The 19,189-nt window shown below is 58.2% G+C and carries 12 protein-coding genes; 9 read left to right on the plus strand and 3 right to left on the minus strand.

The window, feature by feature from the left end:
* Positions 1–80: 80 nt before the first annotated feature.
* The gene (locus AM571_RS28755; protein WP_074064396.1) at positions 81–1,211 is read right to left on the minus strand and encodes an ABC transporter substrate-binding protein; all 1,131 of its coding nucleotides are present in this window, start codon (positions 1,209–1,211) and stop codon (positions 81–83) included.
* Positions 1,212–1,311: 100 nt separating this feature from the next.
* On the opposite strand from AM571_RS28755, the gene AM571_RS28760 reads away from it, so the two are divergent.
* On the plus strand, positions 1,312–2,127 hold the full coding sequence (locus AM571_RS28760) for a methyltransferase domain-containing protein (protein ID WP_420493400.1): 816 nt from the start codon (positions 1,312–1,314) through the stop codon (positions 2,125–2,127).
* Between the two features lie 553 nt (positions 2,128–2,680).
* Positions 2,681–4,642, plus strand: coding sequence for a HAMP domain-containing methyl-accepting chemotaxis protein (locus AM571_RS28765; protein ID WP_074064398.1), 1,962 nt, complete (start codon positions 2,681–2,683; stop codon positions 4,640–4,642).
* 187 nt (positions 4,643–4,829) lie between these two features.
* Here AM571_RS28765 and AM571_RS28770 read toward each other — a convergent pair whose 3' ends face one another.
* Entirely contained in the window at positions 4,830–5,471 is a 642-nt protein-coding gene (locus tag AM571_RS28770; protein ID WP_074065636.1) for an alpha/beta family hydrolase, read from the minus strand.
* 362 nt (positions 5,472–5,833) lie between these two features.
* On the opposite strand from AM571_RS28770, the gene AM571_RS28775 reads away from it, so the two are divergent.
* The 4 genes from AM571_RS28775 (at position 5,834) to AM571_RS28790 (ending at position 13,165) form a co-directional block, all read left to right on the plus strand.
* On the plus strand, positions 5,834–6,916 hold the full coding sequence (locus AM571_RS28775) for a substrate-binding domain-containing protein (RefSeq protein WP_074064399.1): 1,083 nt from the start codon (positions 5,834–5,836) through the stop codon (positions 6,914–6,916).
* A 77-nt stretch (positions 6,917–6,993) separates the two neighbouring features.
* Positions 6,994–9,246, plus strand: coding sequence for an ABC transporter permease (locus tag AM571_RS28780; RefSeq protein ID WP_074064400.1), 2,253 nt, complete (start codon positions 6,994–6,996; stop codon positions 9,244–9,246).
* Entirely contained in the window at positions 9,239–10,036 is a 798-nt protein-coding gene (locus tag AM571_RS28785) for an ATP-binding cassette domain-containing protein (RefSeq protein WP_074064401.1), read from the plus strand. Before AM571_RS28780 ends, AM571_RS28785 begins: the two co-directional genes overlap by 8 nt.
* A gap of 879 nt (positions 10,037–10,915) precedes the next feature.
* A complete protein-coding gene (locus AM571_RS28790; RefSeq protein WP_074064402.1) occupies positions 10,916–13,165 on the plus strand; it encodes a glycosyltransferase in 2,250 nt (749 codons plus the stop codon).
* A 480-nt stretch (positions 13,166–13,645) separates the two neighbouring features.
* Here the strand turns inward: AM571_RS28790 and AM571_RS28800 are convergent, their stop codons facing one another.
* Positions 13,646–15,787 carry a caspase family protein gene (locus AM571_RS28800; RefSeq protein ID WP_074065637.1) on the minus strand — a complete coding sequence of 714 codons (2,142 nt, stop codon included), beginning with the start codon at positions 15,785–15,787 and terminating at the stop codon, positions 13,646–13,648.
* A gap of 282 nt (positions 15,788–16,069) precedes the next feature.
* Between AM571_RS28800 and AM571_RS28805 the strand changes: the two genes are divergently transcribed.
* Genes AM571_RS28805 through AM571_RS28815 form a run of 3 tightly spaced genes read left to right on the plus strand, consistent with a single transcriptional unit; the run spans position 16,070 to position 19,160 of the window.
* Positions 16,070–18,376, plus strand: a complete 2,307-nt coding sequence (locus AM571_RS28805) for a type VI secretion system Vgr family protein (RefSeq protein WP_074064403.1) — start codon at positions 16,070–16,072, stop codon at positions 18,374–18,376.
* Positions 18,377–18,387: 11 nt separating this feature from the next.
* Positions 18,388–18,813 (plus strand): DUF6484 domain-containing protein, encoded by a 426-nt coding sequence (locus AM571_RS28810; protein ID WP_074064404.1) that lies wholly within the window; start codon positions 18,388–18,390, stop codon positions 18,811–18,813.
* The gene (locus AM571_RS28815; RefSeq protein ID WP_074064405.1) at positions 18,813–19,160 is read left to right on the plus strand and encodes a hypothetical protein; all 348 of its coding nucleotides are present in this window, start codon (positions 18,813–18,815) and stop codon (positions 19,158–19,160) included. The genes AM571_RS28810 and AM571_RS28815 overlap by 1 nt, the downstream gene beginning before the upstream one ends.
* Positions 19,161–19,189: the final 29 nt, after the last annotated feature.

The following is a 19,189-nucleotide window of genomic DNA, read 5'->3' on the forward strand; positions in this document are numbered from 1 at the left end:
GGCTCCTTCTCGACGCAAAGGTCGCGCGCCGGTGACAGCAATGGTCGGGCCGACGGTTCTTGCCGTCGGCCCAGGTTAACTCACTCGTCCTTCAGGGAGACGAAATATCCCGGCTTGTAGTCGAGCGGCAGGAAGCGGGCATGCAATTCCTTGAAGGTCGCCTCAGGATCGAGGTCGGCAAAAAGGTCCGGATGGAGCCACTTCGCGATCTCCTGGATGGCGACGAACTGGTAGGGGTTGTTGTAGAACTGGTGCCAGATTGCATGAACGTTATGATCGGCCACCGCCTTGACTCCGGTAAAGGCCGGGCGCTTGGTCAGGGCTTCGAGTTTGTGGTGAGCTTTCTCGAGATCTGCGCCATAGCCGACCCCAACCCAGGCCCCGCCGGGCACATATTTGTCCCAGTTGCCGCCGGTGACGATGATCTGGTCCGGATTGGAGGCAATGATCTGCTCGGGATTGACCGTTCCGAACGTGCCGGGGATGATGTCCTTGGCCATGTTGATGCCGCCGGCAATTTCGACCATCTTGCCGAAATTTTCGTTGCCGAAGGACATGCAGCAATCCTCGGAATAACCTCCAGCGCGCTCGACGAAGACGACAGGCTTCGGCGGGTTGGCCTTTTGCAGCACGTCGGTCACGCGTTTGATGCTGTCGGCGCGGAATTTGATGAAATCTTCCGCGATCGCTTCCTTATCCATCAGCTTGCCCATGATACGCATGCTGGGCTCGGTGTTTTCCATCGGCTTTTCGCGAAAGTCGACATAGACAAGCGGAATGCCGACTTTACCGAGCTTTTCGATGTATCCGGCTTCTTCGGTTGCGGTTTTCGCGTCGATGTTCATCAAGATCACGTCGGGCTTCAGCGCGACGGCTTGTTCGATATCGAAGGTGCCGTCCTTCATGCCGCCAAAGGTCGGCAGCTTGGCGATATCGGGATACTTCGCAAGATAGGCGTCGTAGGATTCAGGGTCTGCCTTTGGCAGGTCGTCGCGCCACCCGACGACGTGCTTAAAGGGGGCTTCCTTATCCAGTGCTGCCAGAAAATAGATCTGTCTGCCCTCGCCGAGGATCATGTGTTTGACCGGGGCGTTCACCTCGACCTCGCGCCCGGTCACGTCCCTCACGGTGATCTTGTCGGCAAAAGCCGGCCAGACGGCGGTAACGACAAGGCCCATTGCAAGAACGGCCGCTTTGCCTGTAATGCGCATTAGATTCACTCCGTGGAAAACTGAAATGCCCTCTATTATTTTATGAGTGTTATCGTCAAGTTCTATCTATTAGAACGATTTCAAACTGGGACTGGCTGGCATGACGGTAATGGACGGGCAAGGGGCGGGCGGCGAGAATTATGGGCTTCGTGACGAGATCAAGGCCTATTGGTCGGCCAGGGCGGAGTCCTTCGACCAGTCGCCGGGCCATGAGATTTTCACCGAGACGGAGCGCAGCGCCTGGCATCGGTTGATTGTAAAGCATCTTGGTGCGGGACAGGGCAGGCGTGCGCTCGACCTGGGGAGCGGCACGGGTGTGATTTCGCATCTCATGGACGATCTCGGTTTCGAGGTGACCGGTCTCGACTGGGCCGAGCCGATGCTCGAACGCGCCCGTGCCAAAGCAAAGAGCCGGGGCCGCATGATCCGTTTCCGCATGGCTGATGTCGAAAACACCACCGAATTGGATGACACTTACGACGTCATCGTGACCCGCCATCTGGTGTGGACCCTCATTGATCCCGAAAAAGCATTTGCGGAATGGATGCGTGTGTTGAAGCCTGGCGGAACGCTGCTGATCGTCGATGGCGATTTCGTCAGTGCCAATTTCGCCGAGCGGCTGGTGAAGCGTCTCATGAAATTGCTTGAAGGCGGCGGACTCTTGAAAGCGGATCCGGGCCATGCGCCCGGTATGGCAGAGATCCATAGCAGGATCCTGTCGCGGGTCTATTTCTCAAAGGGCGCGCGGGCCGACAAGGTCGCCGCACTTCTGCACAATGCCGGTTTCGAACACGTCCAGATCGAGGATGACCTGCGCGAAGTACACAAAGCGCAGGCCAGCCACTGGAACTATTTCAAGGCGCTTTCCAGAGGCCTCCAGCACCGCTACGCGATCAGTGCGTGCAAACCTCGCTAGGACTTGATGGGATCGCGCCGCTGCCTCATTGCAATCGTTCTGCGACCGATCAATGGCATAGACGCGACAGCCTCGGCGCATCCCGCTACTTGACTGTCCATCGCGCTGGCCCGTGTCGAGTGCCGTTGAATTCGGTGGTTCGTCGCTGACGCGTTTCAGTTTTTCTGCTTTCGGCCGGCAATGGCGACTTCCGCGCCGGCGCGCGCGCCTCTCGTCGCGCCAGGCCGTTTGAAACTGCCCCGAAAATCAGGATCCGTTCTCCTGCAGATGATTGCTGCAGCCGAGAGATTGGCAACGAGTGCCACCGTCAGAAAACCCAGACCTGCGAGGCACGAGCTCCGACGGGGCAGGGGCCGTGCGAGCCTCTGGGTTCGAATGTATAACTTGCCGTTGTATTTTGTAACGACCTAATCGCTCGTAGATATATAGTAATCGGTCTTTCGAAGGATGGAATACATTTTTTGGATACTTCAATGTTATTTAAGATTTGTAGTGAATTTTACTTATATATCAAATGCCATGCGCCTGGCTACGTTCAGACCAGAACATACGGATGAGGAAAATGACCCGCTTTGGAATTGGAACACGCTTGGGGATCGGCTTCGGTTTCCTTCTTCTCCTGATGCTGGCGCTGACCCAGTATTCGGTGACCGAGGTCAACTTCATCAATAGCGATCTTGGCCAGGTCAACGACGTCAACAGCGTCAAGCAGCGCTTTGCCATCAATTTCCGTGGCAGCGTGCACGACCGGGCTATTGCAATCCGGGATGTTACCCTGGTCGAAGCAACTGCAGACCGGCAGGCAGCAGTGGAACTGATCGCTAAACTGGCCGAGGCCTATGCCGTCAACGAGAAAAAAATGGCGCAGATGGTGTCTTCGCCGGCGGGCGCTTCGGCCGAGGAAAGGACAATCCTTGCTGAGATTGCCGACATCCAATCGAAAACCAACCCGCTCGTTGCCCAGATCATCGATCTGCAGGTAAAAGGCGATGGGGCGCAGGCAAAGAAAATCCTGCTTGAACAGGCCCGCCCGCTGTTCGTCGCTTGGCTCGGCGCAATCAACAAATTCATTGATTACCAGGAGGCCCTGAACCAGAAGGTCGGCGACGACGTTCGTCAATCCGTCAATGGTTTCCAGACTTTGGCGTTCGGGTCGCTGGCAGTCGCCATGCTGTTGGCGATTGTCGCGGCCTTTGTCGCAAGTCGCTCGATTACGAGACCGATCGCAAAGCTGCAATCGGCACTGCGGCATATGGCCAGCGGAGAAGGGGTCGGAGCCGATTCTACGCTCGATACCCGCCGGGACGAGATCGGGGATCTCGCGCGCGCCGTCGGCGCGGTGCGCGACGCGCTCAGTGCACAGGCTACGCACCGGGCTGAGGTCGACGCAAGACGCGCCGCTGCAGAACGCGAGCAGCTCGAAGGCGCTGCCAGGGAGCGTGAGGCTGCCGCAACTGAAACCAACGATGCCGTTGCCCAATTAGGTCAAGCACTTGAGGCAATGGCCGATGGTGATCTCGCCTTCCGCCTCGTGCGGCCATTCGGTCCGGCGCTCGACACGCTGCGCATAAACTTCAACAATTCCGCCGACAAGTTGCAGTCGTCCCTGAAGGCAATCGGCGGCAACGCCCTCTCGATCGACGCTGGTGCAGCCGAAATCAGCACGGCCTCCAACGACCTTGCACGCCGCACGGAACAGCAGGCTGCTTCCCTCGAAGAAACCGCAGCCGCGCTCGACGAGATTACAACAACGGTTAACGGCTCGACCGCACGCGCTGAAGAGGCGCGCACGGTTGTCGCCAAAACCCGGCAGAATGCCGAGCGATCGGGCGACGTCGTCAAGCGCGCCGTCCTTGCGATGGGACAAATCGAAACTTCCTCCAGCGAAATCAACAATATCATCAGCGTCATCGACGAAATCGCATTTCAGACAAATCTCTTGGCGCTCAATGCCGGCGTTGAAGCGGCCCGTGCGGGCGAGGCCGGCAAGGGTTTTGCCGTGGTGGCACAGGAAGTGCGCGAACTGGCGCAGCGCTCCGCCAGGGCCGCCAAGGAAATCAAGCAATTGATCCACACATCCGCCGAACAGGTGCGCTCCGGCGTGGCGCTCGTTGACGAAACAGGCAAGGCACTGACGGAAATCGTTCTGGAAGTGCAGGAGATCAACCGCCACGTCGATTCGATTGTTGAATCGGCAAAAGAGCAGTCGACGGCCCTTCGAGAAATCAACAATGCCGTCAATGCGATGGATCAATCGACCCAGCAGAACGCCGCCATGGTCGAGGAGACGTCGGCCGCCGGACAAAAACTGGCAGCTGAAGCAGCAGCGCTTTCAGCACAGCTGGCAAAGTTCCGTTTCGACGGCGCAAAGTCGGTCACCGTCCGTCAAGCGGCCCCCGCCTCTCTGTCGAGGCCTTCTGTACCTGCAGCCATGATCCGTAAGATTTCATCAGCCTTCACCGGTGGAAGGTCCCAAGCCGCGGTTGCGGCGTCGTCGGATTGGGAGGAATTCTAATCCTCTCTTGTTTCCGGAAGTGATATTCAAAGGCCCGCACTTTCGCGGGCCTTTTCATTGTGCCCCAGGCATGGCGCGTGGTGTGAGAGCACGTTTGACCGCGTGTCCGCAGGCGGCCGAGCTGCTGCTATGCGTATACCGCTTGACGCCCGCGATGGCGAGCCGCCGCGGCTCAAGCGCTTCGCAGCTATGGTGCCAACGAAGGTGCCCAGCTTTTGACGGCCGCTGCCATGCTTGCCAGATGATCGGCCAATGAGAATCCCGATATTTTCTTTCTCGGCGTCAGATCATGATCGCCGTCTTCAAGCCAAACGAGGTCAATTTTGTTGGACAGGTTGTAGTTTTGGACCTCCCGCCGAGTTCCGAACACGTCTCGTGTTCCCTGGACAATCAGCGCCGGCGTCTTTAGCGTTTCGAGATGCTTTGTGCGCAGCTCTTCGGGCTTGCCCGGCGGGTGGAACGGATAGCCGAGGCAAAGGAGCCCGGCGACCTTTCCTTTGGCGAAGAGATCGTCGGCAATCATGCTGGCAACGCGGCCGCCCATCGATTTTCCACCGATGATCAAACGATTGCGGACGCCGAAACGCTCGACCGCAGCACCATATTCGCCAATAAGCCTGTCGGCGCGCGGCGGCGGCTTGCGGCCCTTGGAGGTCCGCCTTGCCGCCATATAGGCAAATTCGAACCTGGCGACGCGAAAGCCAATGGCGGCCAGAGCTTCGGCCGCAGCCGTCATCGACGTCGCATCCATCGCCCCGCCGGCGCCATGAGCAAGCAGGATCGTAAACTCTGCGTCGTCGGGGCCATTTATCAAAAAGCCATGTCGCATCACGCAATTCATAAGGGGTCTTCCGTTCTTTGTCAGCACACCGATGGCAATTTAGGCCAGCGACGGGGTGGCTCTTTCCAATCACGAAACCTGCTCGATGAGCCGGAGACCCTGCCGACGTTGCTTAAGACACCGTAAGCCCCGGACACTGTTCGCAACCAGGCTGACGACGTCTGTCCTTCCAATCCGGCAATGGAACTCGCTTCGAGATTGAACAAATTCGTCGATACGATGAGTTCACCATTTACTTCCGCAGCATTTGCGCCGCATATTAGAATATTAGAAAATAATTGGTAAAGGTATTCGAACAACACGACAATTGCGCTCGAATGCCTTGCAAAACGAGTAAGGGAGGAGCTCTCATGAGGCGAATTATGTTGCTTGCGGCATCGACCGCTGCAGTGTCGCTCGCTGTCTCATTTGCTTTCGCGCAATCTGGCAGCGTTGAAAAGGCAGTAGGCGGATACAACTTCGATGAGGCTGCAAAGGAAGCAGCCGGCACGAAGGATTTTCATTCAGCCGACGGCCATCTGACCTTTGCAATTGTAACCCACACGGCTGGCAACGGGTTCTTCGACCCGGTCTATGTCGGCGCGACGGTTGCCGGCAATCTGATCGGCGCCAAGGTCCTGTTGCTCGGTTCGGAATCACCGACCGACGACCCCGCTCGCGAGATCGAAATCCTGAACCAGATCGTGCAGGATCCGACGATCGACGGGCTGATCATGACAACGCCGCAGGCTGGCGCCTACAACGACATCGTCAAAGCCGCCGAAGCGAAGGGTATCCCGATTGCCACCACAAACTCCTTCGATGGGACCATTCTCAACCGCAGCAAGATCAGCCATACCGGCCAGGACGCGTCTGCTGCCGCAATTGCCGGCGAGGCACTCGTCAAGTGCTTGGCAGACAAAGGCATCGACAAGGGGTCGATCGTGCTGCCCTCGTCGACTGCGATGGGCAACATCGAGGTGAACAATCGAGTGACATCGGCTTTCAACGCGATCGTCAAAGGACTTAAGGATGCAGGCAAGCTGGAGAGCTTCAAGGTCGATGCAGGACCCGAGAACACCGGCATCGACACCAATCCGAATGATCCGGTGAACGGTATCGTGACGTTGTTTGAATCGCGCGGCGACGTTGTTGGCGCCTTCGCCGGTAACAACGTATTCACGCCGGCCCTTGCCAAGGCCGTCGCCCAGACCGGCATGACCGGCAAGATCTGCGCCTATGGATTCGACCTCGGGCCGGCCCAGCAGGATGCGTTGAACAGCGGCGACTTGACCGGCGCGCTTGGTCAGCAGCCATTCTTGCAGGGCTTCTGGCCGGTCATGCAGCTCTATCTGCAGATCGATCGTGGAATCGCGGCCGCCAATCTCGACACGCGCGCCCAGCTCGTGACCAAGGACACTGTCGGAAATGTTGGCAAGCGCTTCGAGAATTGACGTCGCGCAGGGCTCAACAATCACTGCGGGAGAGGGATCTCTGCCCGCAGCATGCCAAAGCCGGATAGAACAAGCTTATGGAGCCTAACGCGACCCGGCACGAGCGCGCACCATCCCAACTGATCGGCGGCTGGGAGGCGGGGCTTGTGAGCCTGCTCGTGCTTCTCTATCTCGGCGGCGCTATCGTCAATCCCGCCTTCTTTGGATCGGCGGAGGCGTTCCATGCCCTGCTTCGCGATACCTCCCGGGTGGCCATCATTGCAGTCGGGATGACCTTCGTCATTGTCAACAAGGATCTCGATCTCTCGGTCGGCTCAACCTATGGCCTGATTGCGGTCGTCTTTGCCCGGCTGTTCGCATCCAACGTTCTCGACCTCAATGTCCTGACAGCGATAATACTCTGTTTGACGTTAGGTGTTGTGATCGGTCTCGCGAACGGCCTGCTTGTCACCGTTCTGAAAGTGCCCGCATTCATTGCCACACTGACTGTTCTGTTTATAGGCCGCGGCTTCGTACTCGCACTCACGCATGGCCAGGCAATCTATTATCCCGGCAAGGCGAAAGAATATCCGTTGTTCTTCCACCTCGGTGAAACAAATGTTTTCGGCTTCAACAACCAGATTGCGATCTTCGCCGTCGTCGCGGTGATCGGCGCCCTTGTGTTGGCCAAGACGCGGTGGGGCTACGAGACATTCGCCACGGGCGGAAATGAGCAGGCCGCCGTTTATGCCGGCATACCGACGAACTGGGTGCGTATACGGGCGTACCTGATCTCCTCTCTTTGCGCGACGCTCGCCGGCCTGATGTCCGCCGCGCAGGATAAGGGCGTGACGCCGCTTTACGGTGTGAGCGGCGAGCTGACGGTCATCGCCGCAGTCATCATCGGCGGCGCTTCAATCCTCGGCGGCCGTGGCCGCGTGGCCGGCTCATGCCTCGGTGCACTGCTGGTTGTGCTTCTCGACAAGGTGCTGCGCGAGGGCTGGCCGATCACACGCACGGTCAAGATCGGCGACGAGGAAATCACGGTCAACGCGATATTCTCGCTGCCGGTCGGTGCCGTCCCGGTCTTCCTCGGATTCCTTCTTGTCATCGCGGTGCTGATCGAACCCCATCTCATTCGGCGCCAGGTTGCAACGCGCTTCTGGGCGTGGATCTGCGGCAAGCCACCGCCGCCCGCCTACGAGATCGGCGGTGTCGCGCTGGAGGGCGTTCAGACCAAAGGTGCCATGGCAACGGACACGGCGATGTCGACGACTACCTTCGGCAGGTTTGTTGGCCGGCGTGACTCGCTTGCCATCATCCTGGCTGTTTTGCTGTGGTTTACGGGCGTCGCGCTCAGGCCCGACTACTGGTGGAACCTTTCGAACAGCTTTGCGATCCTGCTCAACTATACCGAATTGGCGCTGATCGCGATCGGGCTTACTTATGTCATTGCCGCGGGCGATATCGACCTTTCCGTCGGATCGGTCCTTGCCCTTTCCGGGAGTACGGCTGCCTACTTTTTGAAAGTCCTCGGCGCCGATCCATTCACGGCGATCGCCATGGGCCTTCTTGCGGGAATGGCCGCTGGCCTCGTCAATGCCGTCGTGACGGTCGGGTTCAAGTTGCCGGCGTTCATCGCCACACTCGGCATGTACTATATCGCCCGTGGTCTGGCTGCCTGGTTCGTTGCCGGACAGCAATTGGCAGGCTGGCCGGAGGACTACAATCTGCTCGGCCGCAAGGTGAATGACATTCTCCTCCATTTCGGTCTTTCGCTGCCGTCCGGAGTAATGCGTAGCGTGGCGGAAGTCGTCAGTGTTCAGACGATCTGGATGTTTTTCGTCGCCCTGATGGCCGGCGCCGTGCTCGCCTTTACCCCGTTCGGGATGAAAGTCTGTGCCACCGGCGGTAACATCCGCGCCGCTGCCTATGCCGGCATCGATACCAACAGGGTGCGCTTTATCGCACTCATGCTGGCCGCATTATGTGCAGCCATGGCAGGGATCATCAACGTTGCCTATTTTCGGAGCTTCAATCCGGTTGCCGGTCAGTTCCGCGAGCTCGACGCCATCGCTTCAGTCATCATAGGCGGCGGTTCGATCTTCGGAGGCTACGGCACCATGATTGGTGCACTCGCCGGCGCAGCCGTGATTACACTCGTGCGGGCTCTCATGCAGCTCAACGTCCAGGGATTCACCATGCCGCAGCACTGGATCAACGTCTTCATCGGGCTCATCCTCATCGTTGCGGTCTTGATCGACATATGGGTTCGCCAAGCCAATATTCTCGCACACGTGCTCGCCCGTCTCGCAAGAATGCGCAGGGGTAAGGAAATCGCTCATGGTTGACGTAACACAATCCGAGCCGATCGTGGAAATGCGGAATATCGAAAAAGCCTTCGGTGCGGTGCAGGCCCTCCGCAAGGTGGATCTCGTGCTCTATCCCGGCGAGATACTCGGCCTGGTCGGCGACAACTCGGCTGGCAAATCGACGCTCATGAAGATCCTGACCGGTGCCTATCAGCGCGATGCCGGTGAGATCTTCGTTGCCGGACAGCCGGCGCATTTCAAGAGCCCGCACGAAAGCCGGGATGTCGGCATCGAGATGATCTACCAGGACTTCGCTCTCTGCGGCAACATGGATGTCGGACAGAACATTTTCCTTGGCCGCTGGCCACTCAAAGGTCCCTTCGTCAATCGTCGCAAGATGTATGCCGAAGCTGACAATGTGCTGAAACGGCTCAAGGTCGACGTGAACTCGGTCTATCAGAAGGTCGAAAGCCTGTCGGGTGGCCGTCAGCAATCTGTAGCGATTGCACGCGCGATATCCTTTGGCCCGCGCGTCGTGATCTTAGACGAGCCGACAGCCAATCTTTCCGTGATGGCGACCGAGCGCCTGCTCGAAACCATGCTGGAGTTAAAGAAGCAGGGGGTCGCGCAGATCATCATTTCCCATCGCCTCATCGACATTTTCGCCGTGGGCGACCGCGTCATGGTGCTGAAGCGCGGCGAGTATGTGGGCGACCGCTACATCAAGAACACAGACGAGCATGAGGTTCTTGAGATCATTGTATCCGGCACGCGAGAGCTCGCGCTGACGGCCGATGAGGCAAGGCGGACTTGGAAAGGCAAGCTTTGAACTTGCGAGAGAAAGACGGGGCCGAAAGGCGCGCGCGACATCAAGATTCTCCCTTGATTTTTTCTCGTTGATCTCATCATCCAGGAATTGGGTGAGAATTGCGCCCATCCTTCTTGCTTTTACGCAAGTTCGCTCTTGTGAGATCTGCTGGCTTCCGGCGTTTGCGTGGGGCAGGGAATGCGCGCAGACGACGATCAACCTCAGGCTGCAATACAATGAATTTAAGATAGGAAGCCGGCGCTATCGACCACAATCGAAATAGCGGACGAAAGAGCAGCAGCGACCTACCGCTAGCGTATTCACCTTAACCATTAGCCGCACGGGATCACTGTTCGAAGCCGTCTGCGGTGCTTGTTATTTGGCTGTAGTTATTCTACTATTTCTTGTGGGTTTTTTGCCCTCGCCTGGATTGGAGCGTTCTCGCAATGCTGAAACGTGTTGCCGTCCTTTTCTCGGTCTTTTTGACAGGATGTGTGCCGTCCTGGCCATACCTGACAATGGCGCCACCCAGTGCCAGCAACTGTCAAAGCACAAGGCCAAGCGCAGCTGAAGCTGCCGCCTGGCGCCGGGCACAAAGGCAAAATACACGGCAATCCTACCAGGCTTTCCTCGCACAATACCCTCGCAGCTGCTACGGGACCTTGGCCGTTGAAAGGATGAGGACGACGGTTCAAAAGCAGCCCGTTACAGTGCGGAAATTGGCGACCCAACCTCGGCGAGACTTCTGGGGACGGCGAGTGTACTAGCGCTGTCGGCTTTGTTTCATAGACTGCTTTTTCGCGGAGCAAAGCCGCATCTATAAACTGGCAAAAGAACTTCGATCTCATCGAGGGCGGCAGGCTGGAAGCTCAGCGGCGGATACGATCGTGGAACTAGCTGATGCATTTTGACGTTGTTCATGCTGCTGACCCGCGATTTCGAGGTGGCGCGTCCAGCGCACTGAGAGCCGAACTGAAGGCGGCGAAACAGTGGGGGGTGAGCTGTGGCCTGCTGCCTTTTTTGGGGCAGCGCACGCGCGAGCTCGGCGTCTTCGACATTCGTACAGCCGCAGCGATCGAGCAATCGGATACTGTTTGGCTCACAGGATCCGAAGAGGCCACCTGCGACATTCTTCTGGCTCACCATCCTGCCGTGTTCGAGCGAATGCCGCGTTCGCCGGTGCGTTTGCAGCCTCGCCGCGTCGTTTGCGTCGTTCATCACCCCCTGTTCGACGGCAATCGCGTTCGGCAATACGATCTGGGGGTCGTGGAACGCGTGTTGGATCGGCTCTTTGGCGTTCCGGTCGTGTTTGCTCCTGTTGGGCCGAAGGTCCGATCCCAGTTCGACAGTATCGGGACCGAAAGTCCTGCGCTGCTCCGGCACGATTTGTGGAACATGATCGACCTTGCTGAATGGTCATTTCCCCAGCGTACAGCTCCAACAGGCACCGTCAATTTGGGGCGCCACTCGAGAGCGGATCCGGCGAAATGGCCCAGTTCCGCAGATGAGCTAAGAGCAGCCTATCCCGACACACCCGATTTCGCCATCAAGGTCTTGGGTGGCGCCCCGATGTCAATCCAGCCCTGGATAGGCTCGAACTGGCAGATCAGTCCGTTCGCGCAAAACAGCGTATCGGACTTTCTCAGGCTCCTGGATTTTTACGTTTACTTTCACAGCCCGCAGTGGGTGGAAGCCTTTGGATTATGTATCGCGGAAGCAATGGCGAGCGGTTTGGTGACGATGCTCGATCCTTCGTTTGAAAGCCTCTTCGAAGATGGCGCCGTCTATTGCAAAGTTGCCGAAACGCGCAACGTCATCGAGCGATTTGTCGCTTCACCTTCGACCTATCTGCAACAATCGAATGCCGCGCGAGAGCTTGTGCGGAGAAAGTTTGCGATCGATCAATACCCGCAGCGCATGGCACGTCTATGTGATGATCTTGAACTGTCCGGGCCCTCCACCCTGAAATGCAGCCGAACCGCGGTATCTGCCAAAACCGTCGCGGACAAGGCGCCCGGATCATTGCCGCGGCTTATGGGCAAGAAACGGCGAATACTCTTTGTCGCGACAAACGGTATCGGGCTTGGACACATCACGCGACTGATGGCTATCGCAGAGCGTCTGCCCGAGGACATGGATCCCATTTTCTTTACCCGATCGGCCGGGTCGGCGTTGGCTTATGCGCGAGGTCACGCTGTTGACTATACTCCTTCCGGCTTGGCGATCGGAGTGACGGACGACAGCTGGAATAGGGCATATGCGCAAGAGCTGCTGACGGCCGTTGAGGCGTTTGATGTTTCGGCGGTGGTGTTCGATGGGAACAGGCCGTTTCCAGGATTGATTGCCGTTGCCGAAAACCGTCGCGACCTGGCCTGGATTTGGATCCGGCGCGCCTTGTGGCGCCTTGACCACGACTTTGACCCATGTTCCCAGGATATATTCGATATGGTGATCGAGCCGGGCGAATTTGCCCATGACGAAGATGATGGTCCCACTCGCAATATGCTCGGGACTGTCGCCGTCCCTCCTGTGCTTCTGTTGGACCCAGGGACGCGAATGCCCAGGAACGAAGCCGCCGGCAAGCTAGGCGTCGACCCGGGCCGCTTCACTGTCGCGGTACAACTAGGCTCGCAGCGCAACTTTGACTTTGAGGATTTGCCCGGTTTGATTTTTGCCGGCCTGGTAAGGCGGAACATACAAACAGTTCAGGTTCTCAATCCGCTCGCGAAACCTTCCAAGCAGGAATGGCCGGGGGTTTTGCGCACAAGCGTTTACCCCTTGGCTGAATATGTCAGCGCGATTGATCTTCTTGTCACCACTGCCGGGTATAACAGCTTCCATGAAAGCATCTTGGGAGGGATCCCTTCGATCTTCGTGCCCAATGAAGCGCCGGAAATGGATGACCAGCACCTTCGCGCTGTATATGCCCAAACAGCAGGCTTGGGTCTGTGCCTGCGGTACTCGGAATTGGATCGTGTGGAGACAACCCTCGATCTGGCACTATCTGACGCTTTCCGCACCGAGGTTCGCCGGCGATTGGCTCGCGTTGGTTACGTCAATGGCGCCGCCATGGCTGCGAATGCGATCGAGCAGCTTGTCTTCAGTATCCGCGCTGACCGTCCGCTGCATGCCTCGATTGCTCGCAGTTGAGCTAAGGGACGCATCGGCGCCCACCTGGTCGCCAAGAAACTCGTCGATGGTCGATGAAAGTGCGATTTCGCTGGAAATGTCCCATTTCGCGAGGATCAATGACCAGCGTCGACGAGCATATCTGCCATAGATTTCGGGGGAGAGCGAAGGCAGGTAGCCTCGGGTAGGGAGAAACTCCAAAGGAGTCGAACTTGCAGCGGTCAGATCGGGACGCAGTTCTGAAAGAACGACAACAGGAAATTCGCCATTGGCCCTGCAAGCCTCCACGGCAGCATCGAGAATCTCGCGGAGGTTGGCGGGCATCACGCCGAGGACAGAAATAAGGCTCCTGGCTTTGGCTTCCTCGACCGGATCTTGCAGGACGTAAAGAAGGCTGTCCTCTTCATCGGCCGGATTGAGGGTCCGCGCACTTCGCTTGCGCCTGCCGAACGGTAAAAACCCGCCAACTTTGTCTATGATCCAGCGCAAAGCCATTCATCCTCAAAGCCCATTCTGCTGAACAAAAAGCTCGACTTCTTCATCGATTTGCTTTCGCGTCGCAGCGTTCAGTTTTTCACCCACCGAAGACCTGGTCCGTTCTGCCTCATCGACCTTGAAACGAGTGGCGAGCGTTGCGCTGAAATATGCCTTCTTTAAATCCGGCTTTCCACGACTAAAACTGCCCTCCGCGTAACCCTTGGCAAGTTCGAGATAGGCGTCTTCGAAGCCTCGGCGTGCTGACAGTTCCAGCAGGGCAAATGCGCGATTGGCATCGCGAGAAACGTTGCCTTCGCCCTTCACGAGAAGGCGTGCTGCGTAGAAGGGCGCATACTGGTTACCCATTTCCGTCGCGCGGATCATCAGATCAAAGCCCCGCTTGACATCTTTCTTCACACCCAATCCGCTGACATAGGCACGGCCGAGATTGGTCATGGCGTCGATCTGACCGGCATCGGCCGCCGCGGCATAAAGCCTCGTCGCCTCCACATCATCTTTCTTCACGCCGGTGCCGCGACGGAAGCTGTCGCCGAGTGCTGTGATCGCGTTCGACCAGCCGCTTGATGCTGCAAGTCTGTACCATAGGATCCCCTCTTCGGGATTTTGAGGCACGCCTTGACCGCGGATGTAGGCCGTTCCCACATTTGTCCTTGCTCTGAGATTTCCGAGCGGTGCTGCCTTCATGTAGAAATCCAAGGCACGCTTGTAATCGACTTCGCGGCCGACACCGGCCCGGGCCATGTAACCGAGATTGACGAATGCGGCGCTGTATTGCTGCTGGCTGGCGAGTTCATAGAAATGCTCCGCCCAGTCATAGCGTTTCGCTATTTCAAGGACGCGGGCCAACTGAAACTGCAGGCGTGGGTTGCTGGGATCTGCAGCGAGCGCATAACCGCAGGAGCGCAGTCCGTCGCGGACGTTAACCAGCCCGTTCGTAACACCCGGTACCACGCGTTGAGGATCGTTGGGATCGGCTGCATACAGATCGCAATCCGTAACGATTGTCTTCATGCCGCTTTGTGTGTCGGGCATTTCGCGTGGCCAGACACGAAAAGTCTCGCTGACGGCGCGCTCGCCGGCCTGCTGAAAAACAAACTCCGCTCCAGCGGCTTCAGTAGCCTCATCGGACGGCGGCTCGGTGGAAATCGCGGTGGCGGCAAGTGCACCGCTGACAAACAGCCCGCGCTTCTGCAACTCAGCAACCTGGAGACTGCTGCGTTTGAGCGCTTCGACCGCAAGCTGGCTCTTCGGAAACACCTTTGCGAAACGTTCGAAATCAGTTGGATCCGCGCTGTCTTGAATGAAATACCACAGGACCTGGTCAATAGTCAGCGCGCCGTCGCCCCCCGGGACCTCGGGTGCTGGTTCGTCGGCGCCGCCCGGCTTCAGGACGAATTTGGTTTCGATCGAGCCTGTGATCCATGGTATTTGCGATCCGCTGGTGGCAAGGCGCACGTCTCCACGCACTGTTCTGAACGTGTCGTAGATGTCGAGGCCCGGCTGCTGAAGCGCATTGGCCAGCGCCAAAGAATAAGGGCTGTTCACTCCGGTACCGTCGTAAGCCACTTCGCCGGCGCCTGTGGCGAAGGCGATGAGGACCTGACCAGAGCCGGCCTCGATATTTGCCAAGCCCTGCTGCAGTCCCTTTTCCGAGGTCAGTGGGTTGTTGCGGCAGGCGTCCAAAATGATCAGCTTGACGCCGACCGGGTCGTCCTTGACGATGTCTATTAGGTCATTGAGAACCATGGCGTCGTCGACCACTTCTTTGGCCGATCCGGTCCTTACATCGACGGGTAGCAGCAGGCTTCGCCCTTCGTATTGCAGCGCATGTCCCGCGTAGTAGAGGATAGCCAGATCAGCGCCGAGAAGATGCGTGCGGGTTGCATTTTCGAGGTCGCCGACAGCGGCCTTCTTGACGTCGTAGAAAAGCAGGACATCGAAACCAAGCTCCGTGAGCGTCGCGGCAATCAGCTTGGAATCGTTTTTGGGGTTCGCCAGAGGCGCAAACTCGTATTCGCCATTCCCCACCACGATGGCGGCTCGCCGCTCCGCATGGGCCATGTGCGAGAATGCCGTTAAGAACAGCGCCAACAGCGGGATCAGGAAAATCCACTTCGGCCGAAAGCAGGAACTTCTTTGCATCATGGCAGGTAAGCCCAGATTGTTGACTTCGTAGTCCTGACGAGAGGTAAGAATAATGCCTCCATAGTAATGCAATTTTCAGACCTTGGCATGGGGGTAAAGGATCAATGCCAGCGAAAGCCGCTCCCATGGCATCGCGAATTCAGGCTGACGCGTTTCCGGCCGGATTCTTTGCCCTGAGAGGATAAACCCGGTGCTGTTGCCATGCTGCTTTCGAGGTGGCGGGTCTTTATGATAGGTTCATGATCCAGGACTGCCGGCGTCACGAACAGGGGCACTCTCCGCATGGCCGAAGAACGCAAGACAACCGTCCAGACGCCGCTTGGACCAGAGACGCTGACCTTCACGCACCTTGTCGGCCATGATGAGATCAGCAGGTGTTTTGCCTTCACCGTTGGGTTCGTCAGCCCCGACGCGGACGTCGATGCCCTGAGGCTTCTCGGAAAGCCAATTTCAGTTGAAGGCGAGGCAGGAGACCCCAAACGGTGGTTCAGCGGGCTCGTATCAGACTTTCGCCTGACCCGCATCGAAGAAGGATTTGCCTATTACGAGGCGGAGCTGCGGCCGTGGCTTTGGCTGCTGGGCAACACCACCGACTGCCGCATCTTCCAAAACATGAGTGTGGTGGAAATCGTCGAGGAAATATTCTCGAAATATAAGCCCGCCAAGTTCGAGAAGCGGCTGCAGGGTTCCTACGAGGCACGGGAATATTGCGTGCAGTATGACGAAACCGACCTGGATTTCGTGCAGCGGCTGCTTGAGCATGAAGGCATCATGTATTTCTTCGAGTATGGCGAGGGAGAGCACACCCTCATTCTTGCCGACGCCATGAACAAGCTGAAGCCCGCGCCGGGTTATGCGACGGTCAAGTTCCGCGCCGAAGGAGAACCGCTGCGCCGAGACCAGGAATATATCACGGAATGGGTGTCAACCAGTTCTGTTCACCCGGGTACCTATGCTCATACGGACTTCGACTTCACCAAGCCCGGCGCCGACCTGATGGCGCAATCGGCGCAGCCCTTTGCTCACGCGGAATCACAGGGCGAGCACTACCGCCATCCCGGCGCCCATCTGACGGTTGGCCGCGGCGACGCAATTGCCGTAGTGCGTCGCGAGGAGCTTCAGGCAGCCCATCAACGCATCGCTGCCGCCGGCACTTTGCGCGGACTGGCTTCGGGCTGCACCTTCAAACTGGAAAATTTCCCGCGCAAGGATCAGAACACGAACCATGTGGTCCTCAGCGCCGACTACCGCTTGTTCGATCCTGGCTACCGCCCCGCCGGTTTTGCGGGTGATGAAACTTTCCGTGCGGCACTCCAGGTTGCTCCGACCTCCGTCACTTATCGGCCGGCGCGAACCACGCCCCGACCGATCATGCGGGGCCCGCAAACCGCGACGGTGGTGGGCCCTTCGGGTGAGGAAATCTTCACGGACAAATATGCGCGGGTGAAGATACAGTTTCACTGGGACCGCCTCGGTAAGAAGGACCAGAACAGTTCCTGCTTCGTGCGGGTCTCGCAAACCTGGGCTGGCGGGAGCTGGGGCTTTATCCAGATCCCCCGCATCGGCCAGGAGGTGATCGTCGATTTCCTCGAGGGAGATCCCGACCGGCCCATTATCACCGGCAGGGTCTATAACGGCAAGGAGATGCCTCCCTATGAGCTTCCGGGAAATGCCACCCAATCCGGATTGAAGACGAATTCCTCGCCTGGCGGGGGCGGTTGGAACGAACTGCGTTTCGAGGACAAGGCAGGATCCGAAGAGGTCTATTTCCAGGCGCAGAAGGACCACAACCTGCTGATCAAGAACGACCGCAGCAAGCTCGTCCAACATGACCAGTCCGACCGCATCGACAACAACGCCAAGCATTCAGTCGGGGTGAACCTCGACGAGGATGTCGGCAACAACAAGACGACAAAGGTGGGCGTCGACCGCACAGTGAACATCGGCTCCAATGACACCGAGACGGTAGGCATCAACCGCTCTCTCACCGTCGGCGCTGACGAGACGATCGGTATCGGCGCAAATTCCACCGAGACGATTGGTTCCAACCACACCCAGACTGTCGGCATCGTCCAGACGGTCACCGTCGGCGCGGCGCGGATCGATACGGTCGGGGCCGCAGAGACCAGAACCGTCGGCGCGACACAGATGAACACCATCGGCGCGACGCGATCGGTCAGTGTCGGCATCAGCCAGAGCCATGACATCGGTAGATCCGACAGCTGGGAGATCGGCACTAATCAAAGCATCGAGATTGGCGGCGGACAGACGAGCGAGATCGGCAAGGGCCGCAGCGCCAAGATCGGCGAGGATGATGCGACCGAGATTGGAGGCGCCCGGATGGTGAAGGTCGCCAAAGGAAGCGCAGTCGAGGTCGGAGAGGATGGGCTGATCAAGATCGGAAAGGATCTGCTGATCGAAGCCGGCGACTCGGTGGTCATCAAGTGCGGCTCGGCGGCCATTGCAATGAAAAAGGACGGCACGATCTCGATCGAAGGCAAGGATATTTCGGTCAAGGCCACGGGCAAGTTCAACGGCAAGGCGTCCGGTGAGGTCGTTTGGAAGGGCAGCAAGATCAGTCATAATTGAGGGGTTTTCAGATGTTCGACACACGGGAACGTATCGAAGGAGTGGTGATCGGCGTGTTGCTGGGCTTCGACGCAGGTGTGCCACTGGTGGTCTTCCCCGGCAACCCCCGGGACATTGCATTGCCGGCACGAAGCTTGTGCGACCTCACATCGGCAATGATCGGTGCCGAGGTCGCGCTGCTCTTCGAGGGTGGAGACGCGACGCGACCGCTGATCGTCGGCCGCATCGTGGAGCCGGTGCGCAAGTCTTCGACGCCAAATGTCGTTCGTGATGGAGAGCGCGTGCGGATCACGGGCGAGGAGCGCATCGAGCTTCGTTGCGGCAAGGCGACAATCATCATGGAAAAGGACGGCCATATCACGATCCGCGGCACCTATGTGACAAGCCACGCCAGCGCCGCAAACCGCATTCGTGGCGGCTCAGTGAACCTCAACTGATGCCTGCTGCGCCTGTTCTACGCGAAATCGTCCGACAGCATGCCGAGATGGCGGCATTCCTGTGGACTGTCTACGATTACCACCTGCTTCATCCGGACGAGAACCCCGACATGGACGAGGAGCGGCTTGCACGCCTCGTCGAGCGGCTTGAGGCGCATCTTGACGGGCTCAGAGTAGCGGGGCAGGCGGGGCTGGAAATTGCAAACGCGCGGTACGCCGAGTTTCCGGAGGCTGGGGAACTCTTCGTGTTGAGGGTGCTGTCTGGGCCGTCGGATTTGCGGGTACGCGATCTCGATCTCGGCAAGGTCAGAAATTATTTGAGAACGACTCTTGAGAAGCGGGGATGAACTGGAGGTTGGACGCCGCCAGGTCCGCT

The sequence above is a fragment of the Rhizobium etli 8C-3 genome (assembly GCF_001908375.1).
In the GTDB taxonomy this organism is placed as follows: Bacteria; Pseudomonadota; Alphaproteobacteria; order Rhizobiales; family Rhizobiaceae; genus Rhizobium; species Rhizobium etli_B.